This is a genomic window from Pseudothermotoga hypogea DSM 11164 = NBRC 106472 (assembly GCF_000816145.1).
In the GTDB taxonomy this organism is placed as follows: Bacteria; Thermotogota; Thermotogae; order Thermotogales; family DSM-5069; genus Pseudothermotoga_A; species Pseudothermotoga_A hypogea.
Genome location: NZ_CP007141.1, coordinates 590,684 through 607,745 on the forward strand (window position 1 = coordinate 590,684; position 17,062 = coordinate 607,745).

General features: G+C 48.6%; 16 protein-coding genes. 9 read left to right on the top strand and 7 right to left on the bottom strand.

Translation table 11 applies throughout. The features are described from left to right. Positions 1-146: 146 nt before the first annotated feature. The gene (locus AJ81_RS03070) at positions 147-941 is read right to left on the bottom strand and encodes a DUF72 domain-containing protein (protein ID WP_031503973.1); all 795 of its coding nucleotides are present in this window, start codon (positions 939-941) and stop codon (positions 147-149) included. A gap of 44 nt (positions 942-985) precedes the next feature. On the opposite strand from AJ81_RS03070, the gene AJ81_RS03075 reads away from it, so the two are divergent. The 8 genes from AJ81_RS03075 to alaS all read left to right on the top strand — a co-directional run bounded on the left by AJ81_RS03075 (position 986) and on the right by alaS (position 9,973). Next, the gene (locus AJ81_RS03075) at positions 986-1,834 is read left to right on the top strand and encodes a deoxyribonuclease IV (protein ID WP_031503975.1); all 849 of its coding nucleotides are present in this window, start codon (positions 986-988) and stop codon (positions 1,832-1,834) included. Beyond that, on the top strand, positions 1,835-3,478 hold the full coding sequence (locus tag AJ81_RS03080) for an Rqc2 family fibronectin-binding protein (RefSeq protein WP_031503978.1): 1,644 nt from the start codon (positions 1,835-1,837) through the stop codon (positions 3,476-3,478). Between the two features lie 66 nt (positions 3,479-3,544). Beyond that, the gene (locus AJ81_RS03085; protein ID WP_031503981.1) at positions 3,545-4,315 is read left to right on the top strand and encodes an ABC transporter permease; all 771 of its coding nucleotides are present in this window, start codon (positions 3,545-3,547) and stop codon (positions 4,313-4,315) included. 10 nt (positions 4,316-4,325) lie between these two features. Next, a complete protein-coding gene (locus AJ81_RS03090; RefSeq protein WP_038059682.1) occupies positions 4,326-5,252 on the top strand; it encodes an ABC transporter ATP-binding protein in 927 nt (308 codons plus the stop codon). A gap of 62 nt (positions 5,253-5,314) precedes the next feature. Then, positions 5,315-5,869, top strand: coding sequence for a ribosome recycling factor (frr, locus tag AJ81_RS03095; RefSeq protein ID WP_031503985.1), 555 nt, complete (start codon positions 5,315-5,317; stop codon positions 5,867-5,869). Next, complete coding sequence (gene uppS / locus AJ81_RS03100; RefSeq protein WP_031503987.1) at positions 5,866-6,543, top strand: polyprenyl diphosphate synthase; 678 nt, start codon at positions 5,866-5,868, stop codon at positions 6,541-6,543. Before frr ends, uppS begins: the two co-directional genes overlap by 4 nt. Further along, complete coding sequence (locus AJ81_RS03105) at positions 6,540-7,355, top strand: phosphatidate cytidylyltransferase (RefSeq protein ID WP_031503990.1); 816 nt, start codon at positions 6,540-6,542, stop codon at positions 7,353-7,355. The genes uppS and AJ81_RS03105 overlap by 4 nt, the downstream gene beginning before the upstream one ends. 11 nt (positions 7,356-7,366) lie before the next feature. Next, positions 7,367-9,973 carry an alanine--tRNA ligase gene (alaS, locus tag AJ81_RS03110; RefSeq protein WP_031503992.1) on the top strand — a complete coding sequence of 869 codons (2,607 nt, stop codon included), beginning with the start codon at positions 7,367-7,369 and terminating at the stop codon, positions 9,971-9,973. Between the two features lie 28 nt (positions 9,974-10,001). Here alaS and AJ81_RS03115 read toward each other — a convergent pair whose 3' ends face one another. From AJ81_RS03115 to AJ81_RS03140, 6 genes are all read right to left on the bottom strand, one after another. Next, positions 10,002-11,057: an ABC transporter permease subunit gene (locus AJ81_RS03115; protein ID WP_031503994.1), complete on the bottom strand. Its 1,056-nt coding sequence runs from the start codon at positions 11,055-11,057 to the stop codon at positions 10,002-10,004. A 1-nt stretch (position 11,058) separates the two neighbouring features. Then, positions 11,059-12,099 carry an ABC transporter permease subunit gene (locus AJ81_RS03120; protein WP_031503996.1) on the bottom strand — a complete coding sequence of 347 codons (1,041 nt, stop codon included), beginning with the start codon at positions 12,097-12,099 and terminating at the stop codon, positions 11,059-11,061. Then, positions 12,092-13,684: a sugar ABC transporter ATP-binding protein gene (locus AJ81_RS03125; RefSeq protein WP_031503997.1), complete on the bottom strand. Its 1,593-nt coding sequence runs from the start codon at positions 13,682-13,684 to the stop codon at positions 12,092-12,094. Before AJ81_RS03125 ends, AJ81_RS03120 begins: the two co-directional genes overlap by 8 nt. 69 nt (positions 13,685-13,753) lie before the next feature. Further along, entirely contained in the window at positions 13,754-14,869 is a 1,116-nt protein-coding gene (locus AJ81_RS03130) for a DUF3798 domain-containing protein (RefSeq protein ID WP_031503998.1), read from the bottom strand. 53 nt (positions 14,870-14,922) lie between these two features. After that, a complete protein-coding gene (locus AJ81_RS03135; RefSeq protein ID WP_031503999.1) occupies positions 14,923-15,258 on the bottom strand; it encodes a hypothetical protein in 336 nt (111 codons plus the stop codon). Continuing rightward, a complete protein-coding gene (locus AJ81_RS03140; protein ID WP_257008752.1) occupies positions 15,258-16,556 on the bottom strand; it encodes a DUF1576 domain-containing protein in 1,299 nt (432 codons plus the stop codon). The genes AJ81_RS03135 and AJ81_RS03140 overlap by 1 nt, the downstream gene beginning before the upstream one ends. A gap of 171 nt (positions 16,557-16,727) precedes the next feature. Here AJ81_RS03140 and AJ81_RS03145 point away from each other — a divergent pair, with 171 nt between their 5' ends. Continuing rightward, the gene (locus AJ81_RS03145; RefSeq protein ID WP_031504002.1) at positions 16,728-17,054 is read left to right on the top strand and encodes a hypothetical protein; all 327 of its coding nucleotides are present in this window, start codon (positions 16,728-16,730) and stop codon (positions 17,052-17,054) included. The last annotated feature ends 8 nt before the right edge of the window (positions 17,055-17,062 follow it).

Here is a 17,062-nt window from a genome sequence, read left to right on the forward strand (position 1 = left end):
GTCTGCTGACATTATAGACTGGAACCGAGTTTGCGTCAAACGCCTTATTTTCTTTCTTTGTGTTTTTCAGATCACATCGGTGTTCGATCGAATTCAGTCGTTTCTTGGGAGGTTTTACGAAGGATGAGCGAGCAAAAGCGGGTGATTCAACTTCCCAAAAGAGCTCTTTCAATCATCTGACGCAGTTTCATCGCATCTCTGACAGCGTTACCGCGATAGCAGTTGTTGAAAAAAACGAAAGTATCGACGACTTGATGTGAGAGATTGAAAATATCACGGGCAAAGATCGACATCTCCTCATCGCTGTACTTGTAGTTGTATCGTTCCCCTTCTGGTGCATTGAACCAATCTTTGTTTCTTCCATGGAGCCTGAAGTAAGCAACGGCGCTTGTCACCTTCGGTACGTAAGGAAACAAATCGCGAAGATTCGGTTCATCAACGATCACGAGGGTGAAGCCAAGCGTTTTGAGGAATCCATAGACCGACTCGTTGTTCCAAGAAGCGTGTCTGAATTCAATCGCGACGGGTGCGTCTATCTTCTCTCGGAGCAACTGCAAGTACTGCCTGTTGCTCGGAGTGTCCTTGAAGGCATATGGGAACTGAGCGAGCAACATCTTGAGTCTTCCTTCCTCGAACATAGGCGTCAGGGCCTGAAGTGTCTTCTTCACATCTTCTTCGGGGAAGGTGTTGGACTTCCAGGCTTGGTGTGTCACAGAAGCTGGCAGTTTCACACTGAAGACGAAATCGCTTGGAGTTCTTCTCAGCATCGAGACGATCGTTCTGTACGTGGGTAAAGCGTAGTACGTGAAGTTGAGCTCAACAGCGTTGAACCTCCACACGCTCGCGTAGTATCTCAGCATGTTTGATCTGGATATACCTTCAGGATAAACTTCTCCTATCCAATCGCTGAACGAATAACCGCTCGTGCCAACGTAGATCAATGTACCACTCCCAGGACTATGCTATCATTTTCACGGTGATCGAAATGATAAAGATTGGTGCACACATGCCCATAAGCCATGGGTTTGAGAAAGTTCCAGAATTGACCGTGGAGATCGGTGGAAACTGCTTTCAGATCTTCCCACACAGCCCAAGAACGTGGAGCGCAAAGATGCCTACCAAAAAAACGTGCGATCTCTTTCGCAGCATGATGGAGAAGTATCAGATCGATTACGAGGGGGCGTTTTGTCACACAGGTTATCTCATAAATCTGGCGAGTCCGAACGACGAGAACTGGAAAAAGTCCGTTCAGCTTCTCTTGCTCGAGGGCAGAATCTGCGAAGCTTTGGGAATAAAGTATCTGAACGTGCATCCGGGTAGTCACACCGGCGCAGGTGAAGAATTTGGTTTTAAGAGGATAATCACGGCGATCAACGAGTTTCTTAGCGGTACGAAGAACGTCGTGCTCCTTTTGGAGAACGTTTCCCCCAAAGGTGGAAACATTGGCTATAACTTTGATCAGATCAAGCGTATCATCGACTCTTCAATAGATCCTTCAAGGCTGGGCATCACTTATGATACCTGCCATGGTTTTGATGCAGGATACGATATTACAACGAAAGATGCAGTTCGAAGGCTTTTGGACGAGATTGACTCCAAGATCGGTCTTGAAAAGCTTCGGATGATTCATCTGAACGATTCCAAAGCTCCTCTCGGCAGGCCCACCGACAGGCATGAAAACATAGGCAAAGGATTCATCGGTGAAAAGGGTTTCAAAGTGTTTCTGAGTTTTGAAGAAATCCGACGTGTAGCCTGGATACTGGAAACCCCGGGTGACGAAGTCGAGCATGCCCAGGACATAGCCAAGGTCAAAGAGATACTCGGGTTGATGTGAATGATCGACGCGTTCGTTCTCAAGAAGCTCGTAAGAGAGCTTTCTGAACTGACAGGTGAAGCCTTGAGACAGATCCATCAATGTGGAAAATTCTGTATCGAACTGATCTTTCATCGAGCCACGATTAGAATATGCGTTGAACCGGGTTTAGCCCACGTGTGTTTGACAAACAGAGAGGATCTGTCAGGACAGAACCCTTCGAACTTCGTCACGCTCACACGAGCACGTCTTCGCAACGCGAGACTCAAAGAAGTAGGCCAGTTGGACCTCGACAGAGTTCTGTACTTCGTCTTCGACAAGGTCGATGAAACCGGAGAAAAACACGAATACAAACTCTACGTGGAACTTTTCGGCAGCAAATCCAACGTCGTGCTGGTCGAGAAGGAGTTGGTGTTGGACGATCTCAGAGCGTTCCTCGGTAAGAACGCTTCTTACGTTCACACAACGGACAAGATGAATCCATTCGAAGGGTCCGAGCTGAAGTTCGAAGGTAACGAAATGCTTTCCAGATTCATCGTTGAAAAGATCGCAGGCTTCTCCAAATTAACCGCACAGGAAGTTCTTTACCGTGCGAAGATTGAGGACAGACCCCTTTCGGCTCTCGACGACAGAGAAAAAGTTTCTCTCAAACTGGCCTTGGTCTCAATCCTCGATGACTTCGAGAAACCCACCTGTTACGTCTACGAAATTCAAGGACGACGTCATGTCTTTGCGTATCCTTTGAAGATGCTGGGTGAACCCACGGAACGTTACGATTCCGTCTCACATGCGGTGGACGAAGCCTACCATTGGAATTCAAGAAAGATCCAGACAGACAAGCTCCGCCAACAACTTTTGTCGATCGTTGGAGAGCGCCTTAAGAAACAGGAAAGATTGCTTCAGACACTCACCGAAGATCTGAAACGTTGCGAAAAGGCAGAAGAGTACAAACGTTATGGGGAACTTCTGAAGTACGCCGACGTGCAAGATTCAGCTCAGGGTGTCGTCGAATGTTTCGATTGGGAAACGAACCAGAAAGTACTCGTACCACTCGTTTTGGGGAAAGACGCCAAACGGAGTGCACAGTACTACTTTGAACAGTACAAGAAACTGAAAGAAAAAGCCCAAATACTGAAGGTCAGGATAGAACAACTTCAAGAACAGAACAGTTACCTTGAACAAACGCTCTACAACATCGAATCTGCTGAGACATTGGAAGATCTCGAAGAGATAAAAGAAGAACTTGCCGAATTTGGACTCATACAGAAGGGTGCACCAAAGGAGAGAAAATTCGAAGAGGCCAACTTCAGAAAATTCATCTACAATGGTTTCACGATCCTCGTCGGCAAGAACAACAAGCAGAACGAAGCGCTCGTCAGGAAGGCCAGTGATTCCGACGTGTGGCTTCACGTTCAGCAATCGCCCGGAGCACACGTGGTGATACGAACTGATGGAAGAACAGTTCCAAAAGACGTTTTGCTCTACGCCGCTTCAATTGCGGCACACTTTTCCAAGGCACGCTACTCGTCCAACGTGCCAGTCGATTACACACTCGTCAAGAACGTGCACAAACCCAAGGGTTCTCCTCCAGGGATGGTACTCTACACGAACTATGAAACTGTCTTTGTGAACCCCCTCGATCCCGAGCCAGCGAAGAAAATTTAAACCACTACTTGACAAAATTGATAGTCATGGTAATATATTTTCAGAATTGAAAGAGGGGGTTCAAAAATGTGGAGAGCATTTCTCGCAAATCTTGAAAAAACGTTTATCGAAATCAGACGCTATTACTTCAACTCCATCTCTGGCATCGCCACACTCTTGATTTTCTTTTATTTACTCTTCTTCGGCGTGAAAGCGGTCGGTGGTCCGAGCATAAATTTGTCCTCCACATTGGATGGCATCATAGTGGGGTATTTCATGTGGATCGTGTTCATCTTCTCGTTCCAAGGTGTCGCATGGGGTATCATAGAGGAAGCCCAGCGTGGAACACTGGAACAGGTTTTCGCATCCCCGATCGCGTTCGAATATCAGATGTTGTTCAGGATGGTGTCCGAGTTTCTCTTCAACAACGTTCTTCTCGCAATTCCTCTCATGTACTTTGCCGCCTTCACCACCGGAAGGAAGATAGGTTTCGATCTTGCCACGCTGCTCTATTTGATGATCGGTGGAACCATCTCCGCGCTGGGTATCGGTATGATACTCGGTGGAATTGCGTTGATCTTCAAGAGAGTTTCCTCGTTCATTCAGATCGTGACCTTTGGTTCGCTCTCCTTCACGATGTTCGAAACGCAATCCCTCTGGCACAGACTCCTTCCCATGTCGCAAGCGAGTTCGATGATGAGAGCACTTGCGATCAACAATACGAAGTTCTATCAATTTCAGTTCTCCGATCACGTGGTCCTCTGGTTGGTCGCAATCGGTTATCTCTCGATAGGCTTCATCGTTTTCCGCGCTTTCGAACGACGCGCGATGATCGTTGGAAGTCTTTCGCAATACTGAGGTGATGAGGATGATCGAAGTGATGGATCTTGTAAAACTCTATCCGAAGAGAAACTCCAAAGAAAAGATCGTAGCTGTGGACCACGCGAGTTTCAACGTAAAGAACGGTGAGATCTTCGCCCTACTCGGTCCAAACGGTGCGGGGAAAACTACCACGATCAAGAGCATCTGCGGCCTAATCATTCCAGATTCCGGTGAGGTAAGAATTAAGGGATTCAGCGTACTGAAAGAAAGATCCAAAGCCTTGTCACAGATCAGCGCAGTTTTGGAAGGCAACAGAAACCTTTATTGGCGCATGAGTGTGCTTGAAAATATGAGATACTTTGCAGGTATACGCGGTAAGAAACTGAACAAATCACACGCACTCGAGATCCTTGAAAGTCTTGGGCTCAAGGATAAGGCGAACCAACTTGTACACTCGCTTTCGCGCGGGATGCAACAAAAAGCGGCCATCGCTGTCTGCTTGGCCTGTGATACGGACGTTCTGCTCCTGGACGAACCCACGCTCGGACTCGACGTACATTCTGCGGTGGAGTTCAGGTCCATACTGAAATCCTTGAAGGAAAAGGGTAAGACCATTCTGCTTTCGACCCACGACATGAACCTGGTCGAAGCCGTCGCAGATAGGATAGCCATAATGAACAAAGGGCGCATCGTCGTGTGCGAGAAAAAGCAGAGACTCATAGACGTCTTCACTGCCCGTGCCTACAAGCTGAGGCTCGTCTGCGACGAAGAATCCAAGAAAAGACTCAAAGAGCTTGGCTTCAATGGCTGGAACGAGGACGGAAATCTTGTTGAACTGCAAGTCAATCTCACCTCCTCGCAGAAACTCTACGAACTGATAGATACCCTCAGATCGAACAACATCGAGATAGAAAGCATCGAAAAGGAAATGGTGAATTTCGAAAAGATCTTCATCAGCTACACGCGCGAATGATGCCTGCCAGCGTCATGGTATAATCCTCGAGGGTAAGCGATTCAGTGCGAGGAGGGGAACGTATGCGTCATCCCATCGTGAAGAGTGCCGAGGATCGCATGAACAAATCCATCGAGAAGATCTCCGAAGAACTCAGAAAGATAAGGACTGGTCGTGCGAGTCCGGCAATTCTCGAAGAGATCAAAGTCGACTACTACGGTGCTCCCACCCCCATAAACCAGCTCGCGACGATCAAGGTCGAAGAAAGGTCCCTCATCATACAACCCTGGGACAAATCCGTACTCTCTTCCATCGAAAAGGCCATTTTCGCCTCTGACATAGGTCTGACACCCATGAATGACGGCAACGTTATAAGACTCGTCTTCCCAACTCCAACCACGGAACAGAGGCAGAAGTGGGTCAAAAAAGCGAAGGAGATCGCAGAGCAGGGAAAGATAGCGATCAGAAACATAAGAAGGGACGTCCTGAAAGAGCTCAAACAGTTGGAAGACGATGGAAAGATCTCTGAAGACGACGCAAAGAGACTCGAGAAAGAGATACAGGATCTTACAGACAAGAAGATCGAAGAAATAGATAAGCTGTTCGAGAAAAAAGAAAAGGAGATCATGGAAGTTTGAGACCTACCCATGTAGCGATCATAATGGACGGTAATGGCAGGTGGGCCCAGCGGAGAGGCCTGCCAAGAATCGAGGGACATCGGAGAGGTGCCCTGAAAGCTGAAAAGGTCGTCGAGTGGGCAGCAGAACTATCGATCAAGTATGTCACGTTCTACGCTTTCTCGACCGAGAACTGGAAACGACCGAGGGAGGAAGTCGAATATCTCTTTTCGTTACTCTTGAAGTTGCTCAGACAAAAGCTTAAGAAGATGCTCGAAAAAGGAGTAAGAATCAGGTTCATCGGTGCGATCGAAGACCTTCCGAAGGAAGTTGTAGAATTCTGTCGAGAATGTGAAGAGAAAACCAGGCACAATGATAGGATTCACGCGATATTGGCTCTGAACTACGGTGGCAGACGCGAAATCGTGGATGCTTTTAACAAAGCCATAGAAAACGGTATAACCCGTTTGGACGAAGCACAGCTTAGAAACTGGCTCTATCTTCCAGACGTTCCGGACCCGGACCTTGTGATAAGGACTTCGGGTGAACTGAGAATAAGCAACTTTTTGCTCTGGCAGATTGCTTACAGCGAGCTGTACTTCACAAAGGTGTTGTGGCCCGATTTCACCAAGCAAGATTTTCTCAGAGCGATAGAGGATTACGAGAGGCGTCAGAGGAGGTTCGGGGGGCTGTGACTGTCGAGACGAAGACGAGGCTGGTAACGGCTTTGATTGTGGCACCTTTTGTGGTGCTGTGCTTCGTCAACTATAAGAGTCTCATAGGTTTGGTGGCGGCTGTGGTCCTGCTGGCATCTTACGAGCTCTTAAACCTGGCGAGCCAGGAGAACGATAAGGATTTCGTCAAGTACGCCGTTGCGATATGCGTTGGATTCGTGGTCGTGTACGGTATTATGGGAGCCCAGAACGGTTTACTGCTGTTGAGTCTGGCTTTTGTCCTAACGAACGTGCTCGCTGTATTGACTCAGAAGAACATCGAGGCTGTCTGGCCCATTGTTGTCGCGACGGGTATCTCACTCGTTTATGTGGCCGGATGTCTCTCCTTTTTCTTCCCGATCTATCTTCAGTTCGGCGCAGCGAACGCCTTGCTCAATCTGACGGCGGTGTGGTTGTACGACACCGGCGCATACTTTGTGGGTATGAAATGGGGGAGAACCAAGATCTCGAAAAAGTTCAGCCCCAACAAGAGTTTGGAAGGTATGATCGGTGGCTTTCTCACTGCGCTGGCTTTTTCTTTCCTTTACAAAATCGTGTTCGGTTTCATCTTCAAGGCGAAGGTCATGCCATTCACTTCCCTGGTGATCTTCTCAGCGGTCATAACCATCCTCGACACGTTCGGTGATCTCTTCGAATCGGCGCTGAAAAGATACTTCAAGGTCAAGGATTCAGGCAGTGTTTTACCGGGCCATGGTGGTATGCTGGACAGGATAGACGGATTACTGTTCGTGACACCCGTTACTTACTTTCTTTTGTCAATCGGCGTTCTGTGAGGTGAGAAGATTTGAACAGCGACGAAATCAGATCGAGTTTTCTGAGTTTTTTCGAAACTAAGGGTCACAAAGTTTTACCCAGTGCATCGCTCATACCGGATGATCCACAACTTCTGTTCACGGTTGCGGGAATGGTCCCGTTCAAACCCATATTCTGGGGCAAGGTGGAGCCAATCTACAGGCGCATAGCCACGTGTCAGAAGTGTCTCAGAACGAACGACATAGAGAACGTGGGACGTACCCCGAGGCACCACACTTTCTTCGAGATGCTGGGTAATTTCTCCTTCGGAGATTATTTCAAGAAGGAGGCCATACTCTGGGCTTGGGAGTACGTCACGCAGGTGCTGAAGCTGGAGGAAGAGAAGCTGTGGGTCACCGTTTACAAAGATGACGATGAAGCCTACGGAATTTGGCGAGATCTCGTTGGTGTGCCAGAAAAAAAGATCATTCGCATGGGAAAAGACACGAACTTCTGGGGACCTGCGGGTCCCACCGGGCCGTGCGGTCCATGTTCGGAGATACACTACGACCTCGGTATCGTGGAAGATTGTCCTGAGGGTGTGGAATGCACGCCTGCAAACAGCGACAAGAGATTTCTGGAAATTTGGAACCTGGTCTTCACGGAGTTCTATCAGGACGAAAAGGGTCAGTTGCACCCACTGCCAAGGAAGAACATAGACACTGGAGCTGGTTTGGAAAGGATCGCCGCGGTTGTTCAGGGTGTGTCCAGCAATTTCGAAACAGATCTGTTCAAACCCATCATTCGAAGAGAGGAAGAGCTCTTCGGCGTGAAGTACGGAGAGAGCGAGGAGAAGAACGTTTCTCTGCGCGTCATAGCAGACCATGCGAGGGCGGTCACCTTCCTCATCGCAGATGGTGTGTTTCCATCGAACGAAGAGAGAGGATACGTGCTCAGACGGATCCTGCGCAGGGCTGTCAGGCATGGTGTTCTGCTCGGTGCGAGCAAGCCTTTTCTGTACGAAATCTGTGATATGGTGATTGAGAGAATGGGAAAGGTTTACCCAGAAATTGAAAAGAAGAGGAATCTCATCAGGGACGTGACGAGAGCGGAGGAAGAGAGATTCTTCAAAACGATCCTTCAAGGTCTTGAGATGTTAAATGAGATTCTCGAACAGTCGAAGGAAATCATAGATGGAGAAAGCTTGTTCAGACTCTACGACACCTACGGTTTCCCGCCGGACATAGTCGTGGACGTAGCGAAAGAAAGAGGATTGAAAGTAGATTTGGAAGGATTCGAGCGTCTCATGGAACAGCAGAGAGAGCGTTCGAGGATCTCCAGATCCGATGTCGAGTACGCAAGGGCTGTGAGAGACTACGAGGAACTCGCGAAGACTCAAAAGATCTCCTTCGTCGGTTACGAAACGCTCACACACGAATCCACGGTTTTGATGCTTCGAAAAGATACGAGTGTAGACTCGGTCTCTGCCGGCGAAAAAGTAGAGGTCGTGGTGAAAGAGACGCCGTTTTACGCTGAGAGAGGCGGTCAGGTCAGCGATGTCGGCTGGATGAAGTGGGAAGATGGAGAAGCCTTCGTGGAATACGTGTTCATACCGATCGAAGGAGTCATCACACACATAGTCAGAGTTGAGAAGGGAACACTGAAACTGGGACAAAACGTCAGGTTGATCGTTGACGAAGAACGCAGGAAATCCACCGCACGCAACCACACTGCCACACATTTGCTACACGCCGCCTTGAAAAGACTTCTGGGTGACCATGTGAGGCAGTTCGGCTCGCTCGTGGCGCCCGAGAGACTCAGGTTCGATTTTACCCACTACGAGGCGTTGAGCAAAGATCAGTTGATGAAAATAGAGGATCTCGTGAATCAGGTGATCTTCGAAGCCCTGCCTGTGATCGTCGAGGAAAAGAGTTATAAAGAAGCCGTTGAGGAAGGAGCCATAGCACTTTTCGGGGAGAAGTACGGAAACGTCGTGAGGGTTGTGAAAGTACCAAACTTCAGCGAAGAGCTCTGTGGAGGAACACACGTTTCGAACACTGGAAACATCGGTTTGTTCAAGATAATCTTTGAAACTGCAGTTTCATCAGGCGTTCGCAGGATCGAGGCGGTGACAGGTTTCAATGCACTGAAATACGTAAGAAAGATCGAAAGCACACTCCAGACGGCAGCAGAACTGCTCGGTTCTTCCACGGATGAAATAGCAGATCGTGTAAAGAACCTGATCGAGAGGAACCAACAGCTCGAAAAAGAGATCGAACAACTGAAGATGAAAACGTTGACCATGTACATCAAACAGTTACCTTTCGAAAGATTGGGGAACGTCAATTTCAAAATGTTGAAACTCGAAAACGTTGATTCTTCAACACTCAGAAACCTTTCCGACGTTGCGATCGCAGGTCAAGAGAGATCGATCGTCGCCTTGTTCGCCGTTCAAGAGGAAAAGGTGAACCTCATCGTGAGAGTGACAAAAGACATCACGGACAAAATCACCGCGAACGAACTGGCGCGAATCGGGGCGAATCTGCTTGGTGGTGGCGGAGGAGGACGATCCGACTTTGCGCAAGCAGGAGGAAAAGATCCAAAAAAGATCGACGAGGTCGTATCGCAGATGAAACAGCTCATAATGCAGAAAATTTGAAAGAGGGGCCGTTGTGGCCCCCTTTCTCTCACATGAGTATCTTCTTTGCCCTCCAGCCATGCATAGCCAAAGCGAACGCGATGACGGCATATGCGAGAAATTCTCTGAAGAATTCGCCCACCTGTGGTTGACCGAAGAGTTTGTTTCCCGCGCTCGGTGCCACGACGAACAGTGTGTGGAAGAGCACGACACCCAGTATGGCGTTCCAGATGGTTGCCTTCCTCGTGGTGGCTCCCCCAACCAGGAGGGCAGCTATGGAGAAGAGACCTATCTGCTCGTGGCTGTTGTAAGTGTTGATCGTTCCTATATCCTGAAGATAGATCACCTGGCCTATAGCGGCGAGGACCGTCGACATGATGATCGCTATAATTCGCACCTTGTTGACGTTTATACCTGCGACCTCGGCGATATGCATGTCCTGTCCCACGGCCCTTATGTCCTGACCCAGTTTTGTTTTGAAGAGAAATGTTATGAACAGGCACAGACCGACGACTATTAATAACGGCAAGACGAATACCCTGACCGTTCCTATGCGAACCATCCAAACGTTGTTCAGTGCGGACGCAACCGTACCATAAAGATCTACGGTGTTTCTCAGTCCAACGCCTTCGGGCAGCAAAAATTGCTTAGTTCCGAACGGTATCAGAGAGCCTATGAAAAACAGGAAGATGAGCTGGTAGATACCGTTGGCGAAGAAGCCAAGGATCATCGATGTTATCATCTCTCTCCCTTTGGCCCTATTGAGTGTCAAACCCGCGAGCCACCCAAGAACTATCGACATCGCACTCGCCATCAAACACGCCACCAAAATTCCAACCAGACCTTTGATTTTCCAGTCCACGACGAAAAACAATGCCGCTTGACCCGCCATCGCGCCCAGAACGATTCCAAAGTTGAGGCCCAGTCCCCCGATGATGGGAATGATCAAGGACAACACGAGGAATGTGTTCCTGCTCAACCTTCTCACTATTTCACTCGCCAGAAAGATCGGAGGAATTTGGGCTACCAAAACGCCGGAAACACACAGTATCGAGAAAGCGATCGGCACAGCGTAAGAGATCAAGATCTTCTTCAGTTTCTCCATCTCATCTCGCCTCCTTTGGGGTTCGCGTGAGCGCGTACAGTATCATCCCGTTGCTCACGATGAGCCTCATGACTTCCGTGATATCACCACGAGTCACCTGGCTCAGCACGGGAAGGGAAATCGTCAAGAGCGTTTGGAAGATTGCCGTACCGATGATGACGTTACGAACACTCGCTCGTCTTATGGACGCACCGCCTATGAGTATGGAAGCAACCGCGGGAAATGTCATGAACAGCGGGGCTTGGTACAACTGCAGAAACCCATAGCTTTGAGCGTAAACGATGATACCAACACCAGCCAGAACGGTGGACAGAATGACCGCGACGAGTCTGGCCTTGTTGGGGTTCACACCTGAACTGATCGCGTAACGTTCGTTCTGTCCAACCAGGTCTATCGAAAGACCAATTCTGGTTCTGAAAAAGAGATGAACCAGAAAACAAACACCAGCGAAGAACAGCAACAAACCTGTTGGAAACTCGAACCCTCCGATTTTGAACTTCAGGAAATTGTTGAGCACACGACCAAAGTATTTGTCCAACGCCAAAGTGTATCTCAGACCTTTTCCACCGATGGCCCAAACCATGTCGGGATTGGTGAAAGGTAGCATCAACCACATGATGGACATGAAAGCGACCACGGAATATCCCATGTAAGTTCCAACCATCATCTCCTGTCCTCTGACCCTCTCAAGAAGCCAACCGTAACCCAGACCGATACCAAGACAGATCAATACAGCGAACAGGATCGCAGCCCAAAATCCAGTGAATCCAGCAAGTCCGAGTTGCATGCTTATGAGCGCTCCAAGCAGTCCCCCGATGATCCCGACAGGTAAACCAAAGTTCGGCCCCGTTCCCACCCGGATCGTCGGCACCATGGCGAGCACGAGAACCCCGTTCATACCGATACGTCTTATCGAATCACTCAGAAGCGAGGGTATCGAAACCTCGGTGAAGGCTGCGAGGACGAACAGAGCCACGAGAAACAGAAAGATGATGAGCGTCGGTATGTCCACTCTTTTGAGCCATTCCAGAAGTTTATCCATGCTGTAACACCTCCTGAAACTCTCCAGCCATGGCAAGACCGAACTCTGTATCGCTCGCTTTCGGTGACAAAATCGCGGAAAGTTTTCCTTCCGCGACTATGGCGATCCTGTCACAGATGGACCTGAGCTCGGCGAGCTCGCTCGATGTCATGACGATCGTTATGCCATGTTCTCTGTTCATGCGGACCAGATAGTCGAGCACGAGCTTTTTCGCTCCAACGTCTATACCTCTCGTCGGCTCAGACACGAACAGAATCTTTGGATTCAGCGTGAACGCCCTTGCAAGACACACTTTTTGCTGGTTGCCCCCACTGAGCCTTCTGACAATTTGTGCTGGAGATTTGCAACGTATGTCCAGCTTCTTGATCATCTCTAACGCATGTTCCCTGATCTTTTTTCGATCGTACACGGTCATGAAGAGGAACTTCTTAGTGAACAATCCGAAGGCCTCTATTGCTGTGGCAGCGATGTTCATTTCCACAGACTCGTCCAGGAGCAAGCCGACCCCTCTTCTATCCTCCGAGACGTAGACGACGCCGTTTTTGAGGGCATAGGAAGGATCGTTCAACCTGTAAGGTTTCCCTTCGAAATAGACTTCCCCTTCGGCGGGGAACATTCCCACGATGCCGTTCGCCACACCGAGCTTGCCGTGACCGGCAAGACCCCCTATGCCGAGTATCTCGCCCCGTCGAATGTCTATGCTGAAATCTTTCACCATCTCACCAGGCATGTAGACCTTCAGATTTCTTATGGACATGATGATGTCTTCATCGGAAGGTTCCTTCGGGTGGGGTGGAAGAACCACGTTTTCGAGTTTCCTGCCGACCATTTTTTCGGCGATCTCAGAAACGGTGAAAGACGAGGAAGGTCTGCTATCCACAACGGCGCCGTCTCTCAGTATCGTGATCCTGTCTGAAACCTTCAAAACTTCGCTCAGTCTGTGCGAGATGAAGATGATTGCGACACCTTTCTTGGTGAGATACCGGATTGTTTCGAGCAGCTTTTCCGCCTCGGCTTCGGACAGCACAGCGGTCGGTTCATCAAGAACCAGTATCTTCAAATTTTTCTTATCGATCTCGCGAGCGATCTCTATGAATTGCTTGTGTGCAACAGGCAAGCCAGCGACCACGGCGAGTTCTTCGATAGACATGCCTATCGTACTTATCGCTTGCCTGGCTTCCTTTCTCATGGCCGGAAAATCCAGAGTTCTCAAAGGTTTTCCGAACACCTTGCTCAGCAAGTTGTCCTTGGTTATCTCCCTGTTGAGTTTTATGTTCTCGGTGACGGTGAAGCCCGGTATGAGCATGAACTCTTGATGTACCATGCCTATTCCATATTCCATGGCTTTTCTCGGGCTGTCGATGTTCACATGCTCATTGTTGATGAGGATTTCCCCCTCAAAACCACCGGTCGAATGAATCACGGGCATACCGAAGAGTATGTTCATCAACGTCGTCTTACCAGCACCGTTTTCACCAACCAAGCCATGTACTTCGCCAGCAGCCACACTGATGTTCACGTTCTTCAGCACCTGATTGCCATAGAAAGATTTACTTATATTTCGCATTTCCAGTGCGTACTGCATGATCATCCTCCTCGTAAAAAAGATGTCGGCACGAGGCCGACATCTTTCCTATTGTTTCATTCATACAACTCAGAACTGGGTGACTCCAAATATGACGGAACCCATGGTGATCATGTAGTAATTGCCAGCGTTTGGATACCTCGTGATTGTCTTGATACCGTATCCAGAGATCTTCTCCGAGATCACCCTGTCAAGAACAGCCTTGATAGCCTCAATGTCATTGGCCTTGATCTTTTTCTGAACGAGTTCGATGGCTATCTCAACGCCAGCCTCAGTGAACACCATGTTGACTGGGACAGGCCAGGTCGCAAACCTCCCCGCACCACCGTTCTCAACAACTTTCTGATTGATGGCTTTTAGTATGTAGTTGTAGTCACCCTTCTTGTCCGCAGGTATCTCGATTCCAAGTGCTCCTGGATAACCGTGCGTCGGTGATGGACAACACTGTTCTGGATATATCCCGCCGTGTTGCAGGATCGCTTTGATCAGAGGTTCCTGCATACCACAGTTCGTGGAGAAGAAGGCTGTATCTTTCCCGTACTTCGCAACTTGTCTGGGAACGTCTTCCAAGATGAACTGTTGAGCGCCGGTCAATCCTTGCTCTCCAAGTGGGTCTGGTGCGGAAACGAAAATGAATTCCATACCGAGCTCTTTACAGCGCTGTTCCATGATGTTCCGTCTCTCGGCCAGGAGTTTGTAGCTCATGTGTCGTGGGAAGGAGTAGTGGATGAGCCTCTTTGCGCCCATTTTGTACGCGAGGTCCACTATCGTGATACCACGACCCGGAGTGTCTGTCTCGAGCGACACGTCAGCCACCGAACCAACCACCTCTGGGTCTTCGTGTGGCACACCGACAACGAAGATCATGTCTGGCCTGAACTCCTTGACCCTTCTGATCGCGGCAACCGTTCCGGGAACTCCTTGGCAGATCACGATTGCCTTGACCTTGGGATCATAAGCGAGCTCCACGATTCTTGCGATCGTGGTTTCCTGCTCCTGCATGAACTTGTCCGGATACGTCACGTGGATGATCTCGTTACCGTACCTTCTCACGACGTTCTCAGCTCCGCGGTACTCGTCCTCACCCTGCGAGACCGTTCCTGTTACAAGCCCAATCTTGAATCCCAGTGCAGCGAAGCTCAGGAGTGCGAGCATTAAAATGGCGACCACGAGCAGTTTCCTCATACCCAAAAACACCCCCTCGAAAGATTTTACCCTACATAATTCTACCACAACGTTCAGCGCACTCGAAATGAAATCGTCAGTTCATGTTTGCTCTCATCGTAATTCAGTTTGAGCTCTTCCAGCAACATCGCGATGATTGCGAGATCCTCTTCCGAGCCATACTCACCGACGAGTGGAAGATAGTAGTAACCAACTTCCTGTGGTTGAACATTCAGGTAACTCTTGAGCAAATTCAACTCTTCATCTTCGAGAAAGACTTTTGATACTATTCTTACCTCGTATTTTTCGGCCTTCGTAATCGAGATGTTCAAACTTTCTGCAGATCTTTCAAGGAGATACTTTGCGAGTTGTGCACAAACTCGAGTAACGATCTCCTTATCGAGGGTCATCATAAATCCTCCCTTTTATGAACTGCTTTTATGATCGGAATCAGTACGATGGCAACCAGACCCCCAGCAAAACCGTTGTTGTAGAGATTGAACCCCGCATGCAGAAAACCCACGTTGTTCACCATCGCATTATGGAGAAAGCCTGCTATGATACCCCAAACGATTCCGAACTCTCCAGCGATGGGAGCGACCGTCGTTCCAAAGAGAGCGGCGAGCACGTTGTTCGGACTTCCCAACTCGTAACTGTTCGAGATGCTCGCTATGGTCACACCGACGATAACAGGTATGACGTTTCTCAAATGTTTTCCGAGCGCCGCGAAACCTGCAACGGTCATTATCCCACCAATTGTTGGACCATTCAATTGACTTCCGATGAGCAGAACATAAACTGTTGAAATCGTGCCCAAGATTCCGATGTTAACGAGTGTAAGCGGCACACCCTCGAGGATGACGAAGTCTGTGAGCAATCTTCCAGAGTGTCTCATCAATTTCTTGTAGCCTCGCAAACTCTTGTCGTTCAACAACCAACCAGAGAGCATAACGAACAAGAACAGTGGAAGCAGAAACAGCGAAAAAACGAGGTTGTTCCCCTCGCTCCAGATTCTCTGCACGGGAATCTGAACACCGTAAGCTCTGAAGAAAGCGGCCGCAACCGTACCAACCAAACCACAGGTGAAGCCCACGTTGTACAGGTTGTACCCTTTGTGTAACGTAAGAAAATAACCAGCCATCGAAGGCAAAAGGAAGCCAACCAGAATGCCAACAATGTAAGAGAGCATGAACCTCGGCATGTTCGTTGCAGGAAAATCGAAAGCAACGAAGGATACCAACGGTGAGATCGCCGTACCAAAGTATGCGACATAGATGTACCTCTGTATGGGTTCTCTTCGCCAAAACGAATAGAGGAACACTCCTATGAGAATTGGCCAAACGTTGAAGATGTTTTTGCCGAACAACGCAAAGCCACCCACCGTGAGGATGGAAGCGTAAGAAAGGCCATTGATTGGTACCTTCAAAAGTCTCAAAATCAATGTGAACAGAAACATCAGAACACCTGAATTGAAAAAAGCTGCTGAAATACTTCCCACCTTTATATAGTCTGTGAGCAAAAAATCAGGAGTGCGGATTATCTCCCAAAAATCCTTCATGAACTTCACAGGATGCCAAAGTCCACCAGACAAAAGCCCGAAAGCCAAAAAAGACCACCCGAAGAAGTATAGGCTCAGCGCTTTGAACCTTTCCCTATCCGAGAAAAGCCTTTTTAGAGTTGACGAGAAAGAATCGAGGAATTTCATCATCGTCCCTTTCCTCCTTGTTTTTTCTGACCCAAATTATAGATTAACGGTGTCGGTATCGAATCGTGAATTCTGGTCACACGCGTCATACCGTAACCTTCTCTTAATAACTAAATTAAGAACCTTCCAGGTAGAATTTTATCGTGTAAAAACAACTGTAGGTGGAGGAAGAATATGGCGCAGGAAAAGGTGAAGGACGTACTGGAGCTCATCAAGAAGAAGGAAGAAGAAGTACAGAACGAATTTCAAAGAGCTGAAGAACGTGCCAAGCAAAACCTCCAAAAGCGCGTCGAGGAGTTGCGCCTTCAAATTGAACGTGAAAAGGAAACCTTCGAAAACTGGCTGGCTGAAACTCTGAGGGAGCGAAGAACGCAGATACAGTTAAAAAAACAACAGTTGCACGAAGACCATCAAAAACAGTTGGAGTCTCACAGAAAACTGTTGCTGGGGAACGTCGATAGAGCCGTAGACGTTGCGTTAAAATTGATAACAAAAGAGTGAGTGAAAAG